General features: G+C 70.4%; 13 protein-coding genes. 11 read left to right on the top strand and 2 right to left on the bottom strand.

What is annotated here, in order from left to right:
• Nucleotides 1-209 precede the first annotated feature (209 nt).
• Together MNOD_RS30615 and MNOD_RS30620 are read right to left on the bottom strand one after the other, a co-directional pair.
• Nucleotides 210-449, bottom strand: coding sequence for a hypothetical protein (locus MNOD_RS30615; RefSeq protein ID WP_015932835.1), 240 nt, complete (start codon nt 447-449; stop codon nt 210-212).
• Nucleotides 446-1,399, bottom strand: a complete 954-nt coding sequence (locus MNOD_RS30620) for an anti-CBASS protein Acb1 family protein (RefSeq protein WP_050783435.1) — start codon at nt 1,397-1,399, stop codon at nt 446-448. The genes MNOD_RS30615 and MNOD_RS30620 overlap by 4 nt, the downstream gene beginning before the upstream one ends.
• 11 nt (nt 1,400-1,410) lie before the next feature.
• Between MNOD_RS30620 and MNOD_RS30625 the strand changes: the two genes are divergently transcribed.
• The 11 genes from MNOD_RS30625 to MNOD_RS30680 all read left to right on the top strand — a co-directional run bounded on the left by MNOD_RS30625 (nt 1,411) and on the right by MNOD_RS30680 (nt 16,928).
• Nucleotides 1,411-1,698: a tyrosine-type recombinase/integrase gene (locus MNOD_RS30625; RefSeq protein ID WP_050783436.1), complete on the top strand. Its 288-nt coding sequence runs from the start codon at nt 1,411-1,413 to the stop codon at nt 1,696-1,698.
• Between the two features lie 288 nt (nt 1,699-1,986).
• Nucleotides 1,987-2,652, top strand: coding sequence for a protein-L-isoaspartate O-methyltransferase family protein (locus MNOD_RS30630; protein WP_015932836.1), 666 nt, complete (start codon nt 1,987-1,989; stop codon nt 2,650-2,652).
• Between the two features lie 276 nt (nt 2,653-2,928).
• Nucleotides 2,929-4,320 (top strand): TolC family outer membrane protein, encoded by a 1,392-nt coding sequence (locus MNOD_RS30635; protein ID WP_043749730.1) that lies wholly within the window; start codon nt 2,929-2,931, stop codon nt 4,318-4,320.
• Between the two features lie 132 nt (nt 4,321-4,452).
• Nucleotides 4,453-5,034 carry a PopZ family protein gene (locus MNOD_RS30640; protein WP_198157557.1) on the top strand — a complete coding sequence of 194 codons (582 nt, stop codon included), beginning with the start codon at nt 4,453-4,455 and terminating at the stop codon, nt 5,032-5,034.
• A gap of 170 nt (nt 5,035-5,204) precedes the next feature.
• Entirely contained in the window at nt 5,205-7,916 is a 2,712-nt protein-coding gene (locus MNOD_RS30645) for a valine--tRNA ligase (RefSeq protein ID WP_015932839.1), read from the top strand.
• A gap of 185 nt (nt 7,917-8,101) precedes the next feature.
• Complete coding sequence (locus MNOD_RS44370; protein ID WP_015932840.1) at nt 8,102-11,011, top strand: cytochrome P450; 2,910 nt, start codon at nt 8,102-8,104, stop codon at nt 11,009-11,011.
• A gap of 118 nt (nt 11,012-11,129) precedes the next feature.
• Nucleotides 11,130-14,261, top strand: coding sequence for an AAA family ATPase (locus MNOD_RS30660; protein ID WP_015932841.1), 3,132 nt, complete (start codon nt 11,130-11,132; stop codon nt 14,259-14,261).
• 76 nt (nt 14,262-14,337) lie between these two features.
• Nucleotides 14,338-14,661 carry a YnfA family protein gene (locus MNOD_RS30665; RefSeq protein ID WP_015932842.1) on the top strand — a complete coding sequence of 108 codons (324 nt, stop codon included), beginning with the start codon at nt 14,338-14,340 and terminating at the stop codon, nt 14,659-14,661.
• Between the two features lie 81 nt (nt 14,662-14,742).
• Complete coding sequence (locus MNOD_RS30670; RefSeq protein ID WP_015932843.1) at nt 14,743-15,021, top strand: metal/formaldehyde-sensitive transcriptional repressor; 279 nt, start codon at nt 14,743-14,745, stop codon at nt 15,019-15,021.
• 10 nt (nt 15,022-15,031) lie between these two features.
• Nucleotides 15,032-16,162 carry a nickel/cobalt efflux transporter gene (locus MNOD_RS30675; RefSeq protein WP_015932844.1) on the top strand — a complete coding sequence of 377 codons (1,131 nt, stop codon included), beginning with the start codon at nt 15,032-15,034 and terminating at the stop codon, nt 16,160-16,162.
• A gap of 133 nt (nt 16,163-16,295) precedes the next feature.
• Nucleotides 16,296-16,928, top strand: a complete 633-nt coding sequence (locus MNOD_RS30680) for a LysE family translocator (RefSeq protein WP_015932845.1) — start codon at nt 16,296-16,298, stop codon at nt 16,926-16,928.
• Nucleotides 16,929-16,983: the final 55 nt, after the last annotated feature.

Raw genomic sequence — 16,983 nt, forward strand, 5'->3', positions numbered from 1 at the left:
GGGGGTCTCCTGATAGCGGCACGGGCCGAGCCCGCAGATCGTGCAGTGGCGCGGGGCGGGGAGGCCGGAAAGCGCGCTCCGGCGGCTGCAAGCGGGCTGGACCACAAGGCCCTCCGTCAGTCGTGCCAGGGGAGTTCGGGGGCCCGCTCGATCAGGCAGAGCACGATGGCAGCCGAGGCGAGCCAGACAATGCCGAGCCAGATCACCGCTCACCTCCGGTCGGGATCGGGGCCCAGCGGGTCGGCGCCGCCGATGGCGAGCGGGATCCCGTTGTCCTCGAAGATCCGCATCGCGCGCTCATCGTCGTACGCGAGCATGGCGCGCTGGACGTGGGGCAGGGACTGATTGAAGGCGCCGTCCCAGATGCCGTGTCGGTAGCGCATCTGGCCGACCCAGATCAGGACGACGACGCTGATCAGGTAGGCGCCGAGCCAGACCGACTCGTTCACTCGGCGGCCTCGAACTTCGCCCGCCAGTTCTCGTCCACCGGCTCGAAGATCTCGGGGCCGAAGACGAGCGGGCCGTTGTAGGGCTGGACCCTGGATAGATTGATATCGCCTGCATTCCACGAGAAGGTGACGTGGGGCTGGTATTCCGGATGATCCCAGGACGCGCCCGCGTCGATGATCTCCTGCCAGCGCCACCGGAGGTCGGAGGAGGCGAACAGCAGGACCACCGCCTCGCCGAAGCGCTCGACCATCCGCGGGCCGCCAGCGTCGATCTTCAGCTGCTCGCCCTGCCAGGTCTGGCCGACCTTCATCCAGTCGAGGGGCTGACGGCTGTAGGCGAGGGTGACGTGCAGCTCGCGCGCCGGCATCAGGTCCGAAAACGCCTGGCTGCGCGCCCAGGCCAGCAGGTCGTCGCCGTTCACGAGCTTGCGGCTGACGTAGAGGGTGCGCGGGGTGGCGTCCGCGATCTGGCGGGCCGGGAAGGGCACCACAGTGCCGGTGAAGCCCTCGGCCGGCTGGCCGTCCGGCCCGAACTGGTCGGCCTGCGGATCATCCTCGGTCAGCGGGGCATCGCCGTGCTCGGCATAGGCCGCGTCGATGCCCGGCAGCAGGCCGCTCTCGGTCACGAAGCCCTTGACGCCCCGGGCCAGGATCTCGTCGGGGATGACGGCGGCGTTCGCCAGCACATTGACCGCGTCCGCCACCGCCTTGAAGGCGTCGGCCTTCTCCTTCTGGGTCGGCTGGTAGAGCGGGCGCCAGTCGTACCAGACCTCGGCCGGGCGATCGCCGAGGGCGTGCCGGATCAGCAGCTCGTCGAGGCGGGCGATCGCCGGGGTCAGGACGACTTTTTGCTCGGCGGCGCAGCGGTCGTAGTAATTCCGAGTGTCGCTGTCACCGGTGGCGTTCATGCCCTGGGGCGACTGGCCCAGCAGCCGGGTGGCCGAAGACACATTTCTCGCTCGTGACCACCACCTACGGCGATCCGTTCTCCGCCAAGGGCTTCGGGAACAAGATGGCTGACGCGATCGCGGCCGCGGGTCTGCCGGATCGGTGCGTTACGCACGGGATTCGCAAGGCCGCGGCCCGGCGCCTTGCCGAGGCCGGATGCACGACGCACCAGGTGGCGTCGATCACCGGGCACAAGAGCCTCGCCGAGATCGAACGCTACACGCGCGAGGTCAACCAGAAGGCAACGGCGGGTGCCGCCATCCTCAAGATCGCGAGCCGGAAGCGGGCCGACGAGGAGTAGTCGACTGGCTCATCCGCCTTGCCCCTCCGGCCAGGATCGGGTTGGAAGTCGACCGAAAAGCCTAGTGATTTGGTGGGTGGTCCGACGCGGTTTGGAACTCACAAGCCATTGCGGCGGCGTGATTGTGGAAGAACGGGCGAGGCCTCCATTCTCCCCGTTCCGATGCATCGATACGCCCTGCGGCCCGGCGCTTCGGCGACCGGCGCGGTCGAACCTTGCCTTTTGGCAGGCGATCCACCACAACCCCGTCGCCCGACGGCCTGGCCGCCACTGTCCTCAGAGACTCCCATGCTCGATTACGCGCAAGCGCGCCGCCTCATGGTCGATTGTCAGCTGCGGACCTTCGACGTGACCGACATCGCGCTCCTCGACGCCTTCGACGGCGTCCCGCGCGAGCGCTTCGTGCCGGAGGGACGGGAAGCCTTCGCGTATATCGACCAGCCGCTCGCGCTCGGCACGGAGGAGGGAGAGACCCGCTCCATGCCCGCCCCGATGGTCCTCGCCCGCCTTCTTCAGGCGCTCGCCGTCAAGCCGGGCGAGCGGGCCCTCGACGTCGCCACGGGCCTCGGCTACGCGGCGGCGCTCCTCGACCGGATCGGCGCCAGGCCGGTCGGCCTCGAATCGCTGCCCGGCCTCTCCGCGGCGGCCCGCGAACGGCTCGCCGCCGTCACCGGCAAGGCGATCCCGGTCGAGACCGGCCCCCTGGACAGGGGCGCACCGCAGCACGGCCCCTACAACGTCATCCTGATCAACGGGCGAATCGAGCGGCGCCCGCAGGCCCTGCTGGAACAGCTCGCCGATGGCGGCCGCCTCGCCTGCATCCAGGGCGAGGGCCGCACCGGCAAAGCGACCCTCTGGGTGCGCGCCGGCAACGCCTTCGGCTCACGCCCCCTGTTCGACGCCGCCGCGCCGCTCCTGCGGGCCTTCGCGACGGAGCCCGGCTTCACCTTCTGAACCGGCCGCGGCCGGCGCGAGCCCATCCGGGCCAGCCCCCTCCGGGCCGCCGCGGCGGCCCGGAGCCTGTGCGTGCGCGATGCCCGCAGGCGGGCCGCGAGTGTCGCTTTTATGCGCCACCGCTGCCCAAAGTCGGTTCCCAACGACTCCTGGCCGATGTCCCGACCTCCCGCTTCGGCTAAGGTTGGGTGCGAGGTGGGCAAGCAGGACATCATTCCGACCGGCATGTCCGTACATCGGGACGGAATGGCATCGGCCTCACAGGGTGAGTTAAGCGTGACCGACACACCTACTCGGGCGTATCGCGGGCTCAGGCTCGGTGGCCTTGCCGGCCTCGCGCTGGCGCTGGCGGGCCACGCCGCTTCGGCGGAGACCCTGGAGACCGCCATGGCGCGCGCCTATGCGGGCAACCCGACGTTGAACGCCCAGCGGGCCGGCCAGCGCGCGACCGACGAGAACGTGAGCCGGGCCCTTGCGGGCTACCGGCCGAGAGCGAGCGGCAGCGCGAGTATCGGCGTGCAGAACAACAACGGCACCGTGGGCGGGCAACGCATCAACCAGACCCTCGTCCCGGGCGGCGCGGGGCTCACCGTCAACCAGACCCTCTTCAACGGCTTTCTCACCGACAACCAGACCCGCCAGGCCGAATCGCAGGTGCTGGGCGGGCGCGAGAGCCTGCGTAACGTCGAGATGACGACGCTGTTCTCGGCCGTGCAGGCCTACATGAACGTGCTCGCCGACACCGCGACGCTCGAACTCAACCGCAACAACGTCGAGGTGCTCGAGGAGCAGTTGCGCCAGACCCGCGACCGCTTCAACGTCGGCGAGGTCACGCGCACCGACGTCGCCCAGGCCGAGGCCCGTCTGGCGGGCGCGCGCTCGCAGGTCAGCCTGGCCGAATCGACCCTGCGCGCCGATATCGCCATCTACCGGCAGGTGGTGGGCGTCGAGCCGCGCCAGCTCGCCCCGGGCCGCCCCCTCGACCGCTTCGTGCCGAGCAGCCTCGGGACGGCGGTCGACATCGGGCTGCGCGAGCACCCGCAGGTCATCGCGGCCCTCCACGCCGTCGACGCCGCCGAGGCGCAGGTGAAGATCGCGGAATCCGCGCTCTACCCGACCGTGAGCGTCAGCGGCTCGGTGCAGAAGCTCTTCGACCAGCAATTCGCCAATTCCGAGCAGTTCCAGGGCACCGTCACCGCCCAGCTCAGCGTCCCGCTCTACCAGGGCGGCGCGGAGTACGCCGCGATCCGTCAGGCCAAGGAGCAGGTGGGCCAGGCGCGCATCCAGGTCGAGATCTTCCGCGACCAGGTCCGGGCCGCCATCGTCAGCGCCTGGGGCGCGCTCGACGCCGCCAAGGCCCGGGTGATCGCCCAGCAGGCCCAGGTTCAGGCCAACGAGGTGGCGCTCAACGGCGTGCGCGAGGAAGCCCGCGTCGGCCAGCGCACCACCCTGGACGTGCTGAACGCCCAGCAGGAACTCCTCTCGGCCCGGGTCAACCTCATCACCGCCCAGCGCGACCGCGTGGTCAGCTCCTATCAGGTGGTACAGTCGATCGGCCGGCTCACCACCGCCTTCATCAACGTGCCGGTCGCGCAATACAGCTCCAAGCAGCATTTCGATCAGGTCAAGGATCTCTGGTACGGCGTGCGGACCCCGGACGGGCGCTGATCATGGCCCCCGGGTCACACCCGCGAACTGTCCTGTTGGCGGTGGGCAGGGTCGCTTGTGCGGCGGGCGTGACGTGGAATACTGGCCCGCGGGCGTGACGTCCCGGCCCTCCCTCCCGAGTGTTGTCAGTCGATGAGCGCAGCGAGCCCCAAGACGCAGGAACCCTCGATGGAGGAGATCCTCGCCTCCATCCGCCGCATCATCGCCGACGACCAGAAGGACGCCGAGCCGGCCCCCATAGCGGGGGCCCGGCCCGTGCCGGTGCCCGATCCGGCCCCGGCGGAGGAGGAGGACGTCCTCGACCTCGCCGAGGTCGCCGAGCCGGTGCGCAAGCCGCCGCTGGAGGGCGAGCCCGAGATCGCCTTCAAGGACGACCCGATCGATTTCGATACCATCGAGATCGAGCCGCCGCCCCCGCCTCCGCCGCCCCCGAAAGCGGCCGTCCCGCCGCCGAAGCCGGAGCCCGTCCGGCCGCCTGAGCCGGCTCCGGCTCAGGCTCCGGAGCGGCTGCTCTCGCAGGATGCGGATGCGAGCGTGAGCCAGGCCTTCAACCTCCTCGCCCATACGGTCCTGACCAACAACGCCCGCACCCTGGAGGATCTGGTCCAGGACATGCTGCGCCCCATGCTCAAGGCATGGCTCGACGACAACCTGCCGGCGATGGTCGAGCGCCTCGTGCGGGCCGAGATCGAGCGGGTCGCCCGCGGGCGCTGAGCGGCCGGCGGCGTGACGGAGAGTTGACGGGAGGGCCCCGTTCGGTTGAAAGCGCGTCGTGAGGGGGCCGGCTGCCCGCGCAAGCCGGCCCCGTTTCGATTTCCGACGCGTTTTCGCCGGTGAGCACCGCGGCCGATCGCCGGGCGCCACGCCGGCGCGGGTGGCCCTTGATGATGGACAAGACCTTCGATCCTGCCGCCGTCGAGGCGCGCATCGCCGCCGAGTGGGAGGAGGCGCAGGCCTTCCGGGCCGGGCGCCCCGACCGGGCGGACGCCGCCCCCTACAGCATCATGATCCCGCCACCGAACGTGACGGGCTCGCTGCATATGGGGCATGCCCTCAACAACACCCTGCAGGACGTGCTCGCCCGCTTCGAGCGCCTGCGCGGCAAGGACGTGCTCTGGCAGCCCGGCACGGACCATGCCGGCATCGCTACCCAGATGGTGGTCGAGCGCCGCCTCGCCGAGCACCAGGAGCCCGACCGGCGCACCCTCGGGCGCCCGGAATTCGTGCGCCGGGTCTGGGAATGGAAGGCGGAATCCGGCGGCACCATCGTCAATCAGCTCAAGCGGCTCGGCGCCTCCTGCGACTGGTCGCGCGAGCGCTTCACCATGGACGAGGGCCTGTCCAGGGCCGTCATCAAGGTCTTCGTCGACCTGCACGCCGAGGGGCTGATCTACCGCGACAAGCGCCTCGTGAACTGGGACCCGAAGTTCCAGACCGCGATCTCCGACCTCGAAGTGCAGCAGGTCGAGGTGAAGGGCCATCTCTGGCACTTCGCCTACCCGGTCGTGGACGAGGCCGGGCAGGAGACGGGCGAGACCATCACGGTGGCGACGACCCGGCCCGAGACGATGCTCGGCGACACCGCGGTCGCGGTCCATCCGGAGGACGAGCGCTACCGGGCGCTGGTCGGCAGGCGCGTGCGCCTGCCCCTCGTCGGGCGCCTGATCCCGGTCGTCGCGGACGAGTACTCGGATCCCGAGAAGGGCACCGGCGCGGTGAAGATCACCCCGGCCCACGACTTCAACGACTTCGAGGTCGGGCGGCGCCACGACCTGCCGCTCGTCAATGTCTTGGATGAAGAAGCCCGCATAAGCCTCGACGGCAACGAGGCCTTCCTGAAGGACGCTGCCCCCGAGCCGGAGACCCTGGCGCTGCACGGGCTCGACCGGGCGCAGGCGCGCAAGGCGGTGGTCGCCCTGATGGAGGCGCGCGGGCGCCTCGTGGCCATCGAGCCCAACACCCATGCGGTGCCCCATGGCGACCGTTCGGGCGAGGTCATCGAGCCCTACCTCACCGACCAGTGGTACGTGAACGTCAAGCCGCTGGCGGAGCGCGCTATGCGGGCGGTGCGCGACGGGAAGACCCGTTTCGTGCCGGAGGCTTACGAGAAGACCTACTTCCAGTGGCTGGAGAACATCGAGCCCTGGTGCATCTCGCGCCAGCTCTGGTGGGGCCACCAGATCCCGGCCTGGTACGATGCCGAGGGCCAAGTCTTCGTGGCGGGGAGCGAGGAGGAGGCCCTGGCGAAGGCCGCCGCCCATCACGGCCGCCCGGTGGCGTTGCGCCGCGACGAGGACGTCCTCGACACGTGGTTCTCCTCGGGGCTCTGGCCCTTCTCGACGCTGGGCTGGCCCGAGGCGACGCCCGAGCTCGCCCGCTACTACCCGACCAGCACCCTGGTGACGGGCTTCGACATCATTTTCTTCTGGGTTGCCAGGATGATGATGCTGAGCCTTCACGCGATGGACGAAGTGCCCTTCCGGACCGTCTACATCCATGCCCTCGTCCGCGACGAGAAGGGCGCCAAGATGTCGAAGTCCAAGGGCAACGTGGTCGATCCGCTCGATCTCGTCGATCGCTACGGGGCGGATGCGCTGCGCTTCACCTTGGCCGCCATGGCGGCGCAGGGACGCGACATCAAGCTTTCCATCCAACGCGTTGAAGGCTATCGGAATTTCGCGACGAAGCTGTGGAACGCCGCCCGCTTCGCCGAGATGAATGGCTGCCGGATCGATCCGGCCTTCCGGCCGGAGGCTTTGCGCGAGACGCTGAACGCCTGGGCGCTCGGCGAGGCCGCCCGCGCGGTGGCCGAGGTGACGGCGGCGCTCGACGCCTTCCGCTTCAACGACGCCGCGAACGCCGCCTACCGCTTCGTCTGGAACGTCTTCTGCGACTGGTACCTCGAACTCGCCAAGCCGGTGCTCCAGGGCGAGGCGGGCACTGCGCAGGACGAGACCCGCGCCACGGTCGCCTTCCTGATCGACCAGATCTGCATCCTGCTGCATCCCTTCATGCCCTTCCTGACGGAAGAGCTGTGGGCGACGAAGGGCCAGGAGGCGGGGCTCGAGCGCGGGCTCCTGGCGCTCGCGCGCTGGCCGGATCTCGGCTCCTTGAGCCGGCCGGAGGCCGAGGCCGAGATCGGCTGGGTGGTCGATCTCGTCTCCGAGATCCGCTCGGCCCGGTCCGAGACGAACGTGCCGGCCGGCGCCCAGATCCCGCTGGTGCTGGTGAACCCGAGCGAGGCCGTTCAGGCGCGCCTCGCCCGCTGGGGCGAGACCGTGCGGCGGCTCGGCCGCATCGCCGAGATCGGCACCGTGGCGCAGAGCCCCGCGAAGGCAATCCAGCTCCTCGTGCGCGGGGAGGTGGCGGCGCTGCCGCTCGAAGGCGTGGTGGATCTCGCGGCCGAGGTGGCACGCCTGCGCAAGGAGGAGGGCAAGCTCGACGGCGAGATCGCCAAGATCGACGCCAAGCTCGCCAATGCCGACTTCCTGGCCCGCGCGCCCGAGGAGGTGGTCGAGGAGCAGCGCGAGCGCCGCGAGGCGGCGGCCGAGCGGATCGGCAAGGTGCGCGAGGCGCTGGTGCGGCTGGAGGGATAGGCCTGGGCACCGGAGCGCAAGGGGCGGACCGGTCCGCGGTTCCACCGCCCGGGTTGGGCGCCCTGACCAGCCTTCGCCTGCGGGAGTTCCGAGAAACGCCGGGCTCTACTGCCCTTGACAAGACAAGCGAAGTGGAAAAAGGCTGCGGTTGATCTCGCTACTCACGAGCGCGAGGGAGATGGACCGTGCCATCGGCCAATCAGATCGCCCTCAGGCTCGTGACGAAGGCGCCAGGATTCTGGCAGTTCGTCAGCGACACGCCGGCCTTGCGTGGCTGGACCAACCGCCTCTTCATCAACCTGATCACGGGAAGCGCGCCGCCGCGTCCCTATCCGTTCTCCCTCTGGGGTCCCGGGACGGCGCCCTGCGCTCCCTACACCTCATGGACCGGCCTCGTGGAGCGCCGGTTCTCCGGGCGCCATCTTCCGCCGGCGACACCCGCGGAGGTCGATGCGCTCCCGCCCGTCCGTGATCTCGATGCGCTCTTCCGCCGGACGGGCGCCATGCAGCCCTGCCCGAAGAGCTCGGCCCTGTTCTGCTTCTTCGCGCAGTGGTTCACCGACAGCTTCCTGCGCACCGACCCGGACGACCTCCGCTGCAACACCTCCAACCACGAGATCGACCTCTGCCAGATCTACGGCCTGTGCGTGGCGGACACGGACATCCTGCGCAGCCACCGGGACGGCCTGCTGAAGTCGCAGATCATCGACGCGGAGGAATACCCGCCCTTCCTGTTCGACGAGACCGGCGAGCATGTGCGGGACGAGTTCAGGGGCCTGTCGTATGTCAATAAAGACGGCACCGGCTACCGCAACCCGATCCTGACCGGCGCGTTCGACACGCCCGAGCGCCGCCGGTCCCTGTTCGCGTCGGGCCTGGAGCGGGGCAATTCCACGATCTTCTACTGCGCCCTGAACACGGTGTTCCTGCGGGAGCACAACCGCCTGTGCCGCCGCCTGCGGGCCGAGCATGCCGACTGGGACGACGACCGCCTGTTCGAGACGGCGCGCGCCGTCAACATCGCCCAGCTGCTCGAGATCGTCATCCGCGACTACATCAACCATCTCTCGACGACCCGCTTCCGGGTCTTCCCCGAGGTCGGCTTCGCGGAGCGCCGGCCCTGGTACCGGACGAACCGCATCGCCGGAGAGTTCGATCTCCTCTACCGCTGGCATCCCCTGGTCCCGACCGCGATGACCCTCGAGGGGGCGCCGCTGCCGGATGACCGGTTCCGCTTCAACAACGCCCTCTTGGTGGAGAAGGGGCTCGTCGCGGTGCTGCACGCGGCGGCGAGCCAGCGCGCGGGCAAGATCACGCTCGGCAACACCCCCTGGTTCCTGGTTCCGGCGGACCTCGCCGCGATGGAGAAGTCGCGGGCGTGGCGGATCAAGCCCTACAACGACTACCGCGAGCGCTTCGGCCTGCCCCGCGTGACCTCGTTCGAAGAACTCACCGGGGACCGGGACCTGGCCGAGCGGCTGCGCGCCGTCTACGCCCATGTCGACCAGGTCGATTTCCTGGTCGGCCTCTTCGCCGAGGCGCGCGCGCCTGACGCGCCGCTCGGCGACCTGATGACGCTGATGGTCGGCTCCGACGCCTTCTCGCAGGCGCTCACCAACCCCCTCCTGTCCTGCCACGTCTACGGGGCCGATACCTTCTCGCCCGCGGGCCTCGCCGGCCTCGAGACGACCTCGACGCTCGAGGACGTGGTGCGCCGCAACGCCGACCTCGGCGACCGACGGGCGAATTTCACCTTCGGGGCGCCGCCGGAGCGCGATCCGCCCGGCTCCTTCGGACCGCCCGGGCTGAGGAAGTTTTTCGACACGGTGGACTTTCTGTTCGTCAGCGGCTGGGAGCGGTTCTTCGCAAGGCGGCGCACCCTCCACCGCAGCACGGTCTTCAAGGTCAACCTGTTCCAGCCGACCGTCGTGGTGCTCGACCAGCAGGGCATCGGGGCGCTCTTCGCCGATCCGGACCTGATCCAGGATTACGGGTTCGGCCGGGCGGTGCCGCCCCGGCCGCTCGTCGGCTCCGTGACGCCGAGCATCTTCGAGAGCGGGGAGGCCCATGACGGCCCCAAGCGCCTCTATCTGCGCCTGCTGGACTGGCGCGCGGCCACGCTGCAGCCGGTCTTCGCCGAGACCTTCGGGCAGTACGCCGCCCGCTGGACCTCCCGGCCGCGTTTCGCCTGGGCGGACGAGATCGAGGACTTCGCCGCGACCTTCGTGTTCCGCTGGCTCCTCGGGACGGAGGCCGATCCGGCCGACGTGCGGCTCGTCTACGGCAACATCTTCACGCAGCGCTTCACGGCCCTGACGCAGTTCATCCCCTGGTCGAACTACGCCCGCTCGCGCCGCGCCTACGAGCGGATCCTCGACGTGGTGCGGCGGGCCCCGGATTTCCCCCGCATCGCCGAGATGGCGGCCGAGGAGGGCCTGCACGACCGCGAGGCGCTCGCCAAGCAGCTCGCCTTCCTGGTCGGGATGAACAGCTTCCTCGGCCTTCAGAACCTGATGAAGTCCCTCGTCGGGGAGCTGAGCCTGCACCCCGCGTGGCAGGAGGCCCTGCGGCAGGAAGACCTGCGGCAGGAGACCGGCCTTCCTGCGGGCAGGCCCGCGACGCCGCTCCTCGACCGCGTCATCCGCGAGACGCTGCGCCTGCATCCGCCGGTATCCTTCGTTTTCGGGCGCGCCATCCGCGACCGCAGCCTCGATTCGGAATCCGGCCGGTTCCGGATCCGGAAGGGCGAGCTGGTGATGGGCGTGATCCCCTTCGCCCAGAACGATCCAGTGCACGTGCCGCGCGCCGACGTCTTCGATCCGGACCGCTTCGCGGATCCGCGAACCGGCGCACGTCCCCTGATCTGGCCGCGCGGCCTCGAGCACGCCCTGGTGCGGGCACAGGACCGCACCTGCCCGGGGAAGGACGCGGCCTTCGCCACCGCCCGGCTCTTCTGCACCGCTCTGGTGCGGGATTATGCGTGGACGCTCACCGAGCGTCCGGTCTGGGAGCGGCGGCGCTTCTCGCTGAACGTGGCCGCCCCGAAGGGTCCCCTGACGGTCGAACGCTTCGTGAGAAAGGAGGAGACCGGGTGAGGATACCGTCCCGGACCATCGCCGCCCCGGTTCCGGGCGCGGCCAGAGTGTGCCGAGGAGCGTTGAGCGTAAGGGCCGCGATCCGATCCAGCGCCGGCGCCCCGGGGAGCGGCGCCTGATGGCGATCCTCGACCACACCGGACGGCGGGACCCGCCGCATCCGGACCGGCTCGCCGAGAACCCGGCGCCCTCCGCTCCCGAGCGGCGGCAGCTCACCGTGATGTTCTGCGACCTCGTGGATTCGACGGTGCTGGCCTCCCGGCTCGATCCGGAGGACCTGCGCGACGTGCTGCGCAGCTACCAGGGCCTGTGCGCCGAGGTCGTCGCGCGCCACGGGGGCTTCGTCGCGCAGTTCCAGGGCGACGGCATCGTGATCTATTTCGGCTTCCCCATGGCCCACGAGGACAGCGTGGAAGCGGCGGTGCGGGCGGGGCTCGAGATCCTGCGGCGGGTGCCGGAGCTGCGGGTATCGACCGAGACCGACGCCCAGGTCCGCATCGGCGTCGCGACCGGCGTGGTCGTTGTCGAGGATGCGACCGAGACCCCGGGCACGCGCACGGCCATCATCGGCCAGGTGCCGAACCTCGCCGCCCGCATCCAGGCCGCCGCCGCCCCCGGCACCCTGGTGATTGCCGATGCATCGCGCCGGCTCCTGGGCTCCCTGTTCGACCTCACGGATCTCGGCCCCCACCGGCTCAAGGGTATCGCGGACGAGGTGGTGCTGTGGCGCGTCGACGGCGCGCGCGAGCACGCCGCCCGCTCCGAGGGGCGCCGCAGCGGCGCTGTTCATGTCGGGCGCCTGCGGGAGCTCGAAGCCCTCTCCGAGAGCTGGGCGCTCGCCGAGTCGGGCCAGGGGCAGGTGGTGCTGGTGCGGGGCGAGCCCGGGATCGGCAAATCCGCCCTGCTGCGCGCCTGGACGAGCCGGCTTGGCGATGCACCCGCGGGTGCCCTTGCGGGCCCCGACGTGACGCGCGTCGCGCTCCAGTGCTCGCCGCGGCACACGCATAGCCCGTGGTATCCGCTGCTCGCGCATCTGCGGCGCGTCTCCGGCCTCGCTCCGGACGACCCGCCCGCGCTCCGGCGGGAGAAGATCGAGCGGCTGCTCGCGCCGGAGCGGCGGGACGAGGGCGTGCCTCTCCTCGCCCATCTCCTCTCGGTGCCCCTGGAGGATGCGCCTCCGGACCCGGACCTGACCTCGGACCAGCGCAAGGCGGCGACCCTGCGCCTCCTCCTCGACGAGCTGATCGGCCTCACCGCGCGCAGGCCCGTGGTGATGGTGGTCGAGGACGCGCAATGGGCCGACCCGACCACCGAGGAGCTGGCCCGCCTCGTCATCGACCGGCTCGCGGGGCGGCGGCTGCTCCTCCTCGTCACGGCCCGCCCCGAATACCAGCCCGCCTGGGCCGACCGGCCGGCCGTCCGGCAGCTGACCCTCACGGGCCTCGATGCCGGCGAGGCGGAGGAGCTGGTCCGGGGCCTGGCGCAGAGCCGGCCGCTCGCAGCGCAGGAGCGGCGCGACATCGTCGCCAAGGCCGACGGCGTCCCGCTCTTCATCGAGGAACTCACCCATGCGGTGCTGGAGGTGCGGGACGGTCCCGGCTCCGGCCCCGAGGTCTCCCGCGTCCCCTCGACCCTCCAGGACATCATCATGGCGCGGCTCGACCGGCTCGGCAGCGCCAAGCCGATCGCCCAGATCGGAGCGGCGCTCGGCCGCTCCTTCACCTGGACGATGCTGCAGCGCATCGCGGAGCGCCCGGATCGCGACCTTGCCGCGGCGCTCGGCGAGATCGTCCAGGCGGGCCTGCTCTCGGAGCAGAGCGGGGCGGCCGGCACGACCTACCTGTTCAAGCACGCCCTCGTGCAGGACGCAGCCTACGAGAGCCTGCTGCGGGCGAGCCGCCGCACCCTCCATGCCCGGATCGCCGCCGTCCTCGAGGCGGATTTCCCGGACATCGCCGAGACCGAGCCCGAGACCGTCGCGCATCACCTGCGGGGGGCGCAGCTCTTCCACCGGGCGGCGGCGGCCTCCCTGAGGGCCGGGCAGCGGGCGGCGGCGCGCTTCGCCAACCCGGAAGCGATCCAGCACTTCCGGGCCGGCATCGAGGACCTCGCCCGGGTCCGGGGCGAGGAGACCGGGCTGCTCGGCCCCCGGCTCCATCTCGGCCTCGCCCAGGCCTTCTACGTCGTGAAGGGCCCCGCCCACGACGACACGGTGGCGGCCTATGCGAGGGCGCAGGAATTCCTGGACGACCTCAGCGATCCGGACGAGCGCTTCTCCCTCCTGTGGGGCATCTTCTCGGGGCACCATTTCGCCGCCCGCTTCGCGCCCGCGGAGGCCTCGGCCCGGAAATGCCTCGACCTCGCCCGCCGCGACGGGGATTCGACGCATCTCTGCCAAGCGCACCGCATGCTCGGCTATGTCTGCTTCTTCCGGGGCGACCTGCCGGGCGCGCAGGCGCATTTCCGGGAGATCCGCCGCCTCTACCGGCCGGACCCGCACCGGGGCCTCGCTCCCATCTTCGGGGCCGACTGCCAGGTCGGGGCCGCCGGGTTCGAGTGCGTCATCCTGTGCGCGGAGGGCCGCGTCGTGGAGGCGGTCGCGATGGCCGAGGCGAATCTCTACCATGCGCGCCTTCTCGGCCATCCGGCGAGCATCGGCTGGGCGCTCGCCTCCGCCTGCTACGTGCATCACTACCGGGGCGACCGGCCGGCGACGCGGGCGGCCGCCGCGGAGGGCGTCGCGTTCTGCCGCGCCCATGCCATCGCGGCCTGGGGCCTGCACTGCAAGGTCTTCCTGGCCTGGTCCGCCGCGGCGGGGCCCGAGCGGGCCGATCTCGCCGCCGAGATCGTCGGCGACATCGCGGATGCCGCCACGCGCACGCGGCTCGGCCTGCCGCAGCTCCGGGGCCTCGCGGCCGAGGCGCTGCTGCTCTGCGGCGATCCCGAGCCGGCGCTGGATCAGGTCCGAATCGCCCTCGACGAGATCGCGCAGACCGGACAGGCCTTCTTCGGGCCGGCGCTCCTGCGCCTGCGCGGGCTGTGCGCGCTCGCCCGCGGCGAGACCGACGCCGAGGCGTGGCTGCGCAAGGCGGTCGCCGCAGCCCGGGCCATGGGGGCGGGGCTCCTGGAAGAGCGCGCGAGGGCAGACCTCGCGGCCCTCGCGCAGCAGGCAGGCCGCCGGACGCGCCGGGAGCTGGTGCGGGCCCTGCTCGCTGCGCCCGATCCCGCCGGACCGCCGCGCCGTCCCTGAACTCCGTCCAGGAGCACGGGGCACCGGTTCTCGGCGCAAGCTTGGCCTTGCGCCACGGATGTGTGAAGGGCCGCGGATGACGACCCTCCTGGCCTATGTCGGTGCGGCGCTCGCCGAGATCGCCGGATGCTTCGCGGTCTGGGCGTGGCTGCGCCTCGGCCGGTCGCCGCTGTGGCTCGGGCCCGGCCTCGCCTCGCTCGCCCTGTTCGCCGTCCTGCTGACGCGGGTGGAGAGCGGGGCCGCCGGCCGGGCCTACGCGGCCTATGGGGGCGTCTACATCGCGGCCTCTCTCGTCTGGCTCTGGGGTGTGGAGGGGCAGCGGCCGGACCGCTGGGACCTCGGCGGCGCGGCCCTCTGCCTCGCCGGCACCGCCGTGATCCTGCTCGGCCCGCGCGGCTGAGGCCGCTCGCAGCCTGCGGCCGTCTCGGCTCTCGACACCGATAGGGTACCCCCCTATGTTACTGGCGAAAGACGACCGCGCATGTCCCACACGATCGAACACAAGACGAAGCTGCTCGGCCGCATCCGGCGGATCAAAGGGCAGGCGGAGGCGGTCGAGCGCGCCCTCGAGGCGGAGATCGGCTGCGCAGATGTGCTGATGCTCGTCGCCTCGATGCGCGGGGCCCTCAACGGCCTCACCGCCGAGCTGATGGAGGAGCACATCCGCCACCACGTCGTGAACCCGGACAGCGAGCCGGATTCGGAGCGCGCCAGGGGTGCGGCCGAGCTGATCGACGTGGTGCGCACCTACCTTAAGTGACGGAGGCGCCATGACCCCGTTCGCCGACCTGCTCCAGCAGGGGACCGCGCATGCCTGGCTGTTCGTGCCGAGCGCGGTGCTGCTCGGCGCCCTGCACGGGCTGGAGCCCGGCCATTCCAAGACCATGATGGCGGCCTTCATCATCGCGGTGCGCGGGACCGTCGCGCAGGCGGTGCTGCTGGGGCTCGCGGCGACGCTCTCGCACACGGCGGTCGTCTGGGCGATCGCGCTCGGCGGGCAGTCTTTCGGCCGGGAATGGGGGGCTGAGGCCGCCGAGCCCTATTTCCAGCTCGCCTCGGCCGGCATCATCGTCGGCATCGCGCTCTGGATGGCGTGGCGGACGTGGCGCGAGCAGCATCATCACCATCATCACCATGACGAGCCCCGCCGCATCGCCACGCGGGACGGGCTGCTGACGCTGGCGGTGTTCGAGGACGGCGTGCCGCCGCGCTGGCGCATCCACGCGGAACGCGGCCCGCTCCCGGCGGCCCGGGAGGTGAGCGTCGAGACCCTGCGGCCAGACGGCACCCGGCAGCGTTTCGCCTTCGCCGACCGGGGCGCCTTCCTGGAGAGCCTGGAGGAGATCCCGGAGCCGCACGCCTTCACGGCCCGGCTGCACCGGGACGGCCCCGCCGGCGCGGAGACCCATGAGCAGGTCTTCGAGGAGCACGATCACGCCCACATGAATCTCGGCGACGAGGACGACGCGCATGCCCGGGCGCATGCCCAGGACATCCGGCGGCGCTTCGCGGGCCGCACCGTGACCACCGGCCAGATCGTCCTGTTCGGCCTGACCGGCGGCCTGATCCCGTGCCCGGCGGCCATCACGGTCCTGCTCCTGTGCATCCAGCTCAAGCAGTTCAGCCTCGGCTTCGCGCTCGTCGTCTGCTTCAGCATCGGGCTCGCCCTGACGATGGTGTCGGCGGGCGTGCTCGCGGCCCTGAGCGTCCGGCAGGTCTCGCGCCGCTGGTCCGGGCTCGGCATCATCGCCCGGCGCGCGCCCTACGCCTCGGCGGCGCTCATCGTGCTGGTGGGCCTCTATACCGGCTGGCTCGGCTGGCAGGGCCTCCGGCACGGCGCGGAGGCGCATGCCGGACTGCTCCCAGCCGCGCAGGCGGCCGGACAGGGGGGCGGCACCTGAAACGATTCCATGGCGATGGAAGCCGCGCCCATTCGGTGTATGAGGGTGTTGATTGCCCTCTCGTGACGCAGTGTTTCATGGCGATCCAGGTTGGAAAGAGAGATACTGCACCTATCAATCCGGAGGTTGGTTCATGCCTGAATTAGCCAACTTGCTTGCATTCGGCCTCGTTGCTCTCGGCATGGTCCTGACCCCGGGACCAAACATGGTCTACCTGGTTTCACGTTCAATCTGCCAAGGTCGTGCAGCGGGACTCATATCCTTAGGTGGCGTTGCTCTTGGCTTTGTATTTTACATGCTATGCGCCGCATTCGGAATCACAGCCATTGTTATGGCCGTTCCCTATGCCTATGACGCGCTCCGCTTCGCAGGCGCATTGTACTTGCTCTATCTTGCGTGGCAGGCCGTAAAGCCGGGTGGGCGATCGCCATTTCAGGTCAAGGAACTGCCGAAGGACAGCGCGAAGAAGCTGTTCATGATGGGTTTCATTACCAATCTGCTCAATCCAAAGATTGCAGTTATGTATCTTTCGCTGCTGCCGCAGTTCATAAGCCCGGAGAATGGCAGCGTATTGACGCAATCATTGATGTTGGGTGGCACGCAGATCATCATCAGCGTCGCGGTGAACGCGGCAATAGCTTTGGCTGCGGGATCAATTGCTGTGTTTTTGTCGAGCCGTCCGACATGGATCGCCGTACAGCGGTGGTTGATGGGAACGGTCCTGGCGGGACTTGCAGTTCGTATGGCTACGGAGTCGCGCCGCTAAACTGGACGAACGTGCCGAGTGCTTAGGCGGTGCGGACACTTACTTGAGCCAGAGG

This window comes from Methylobacterium nodulans ORS 2060 (assembly GCF_000022085.1).
Taxonomy (GTDB): domain Bacteria; phylum Pseudomonadota; class Alphaproteobacteria; order Rhizobiales; family Beijerinckiaceae; genus Methylobacterium; species Methylobacterium nodulans.

Coding starts and splice junctions, on each gene's coding strand:
- MNOD_RS30630 (WP_015932836.1), top strand. CDS start 1,987: ATGCTCGATTACGCGCAAGCGCGCCGCCTCATGGTCGATTGTCAGCTG.
- MNOD_RS30640 (WP_198157557.1), top strand. CDS start 4,453: ATGAGCGCAGCGAGCCCCAAGACGCAGGAACCCTCGATGGAGGAGATC.
- MNOD_RS30645 (WP_015932839.1), top strand. CDS start 5,205: ATGATGGACAAGACCTTCGATCCTGCCGCCGTCGAGGCGCGCATCGCC.
- MNOD_RS30660 (WP_015932841.1), top strand. CDS start 11,130: ATGGCGATCCTCGACCACACCGGACGGCGGGACCCGCCGCATCCGGAC.
- MNOD_RS30665 (WP_015932842.1), top strand. CDS start 14,338: ATGACGACCCTCCTGGCCTATGTCGGTGCGGCGCTCGCCGAGATCGCC.
- MNOD_RS30670 (WP_015932843.1), top strand. CDS start 14,743: ATGTCCCACACGATCGAACACAAGACGAAGCTGCTCGGCCGCATCCGG.
- MNOD_RS30675 (WP_015932844.1), top strand. CDS start 15,032: ATGACCCCGTTCGCCGACCTGCTCCAGCAGGGGACCGCGCATGCCTGG.
- MNOD_RS30680 (WP_015932845.1), top strand. CDS start 16,296: ATGCCTGAATTAGCCAACTTGCTTGCATTCGGCCTCGTTGCTCTCGGC.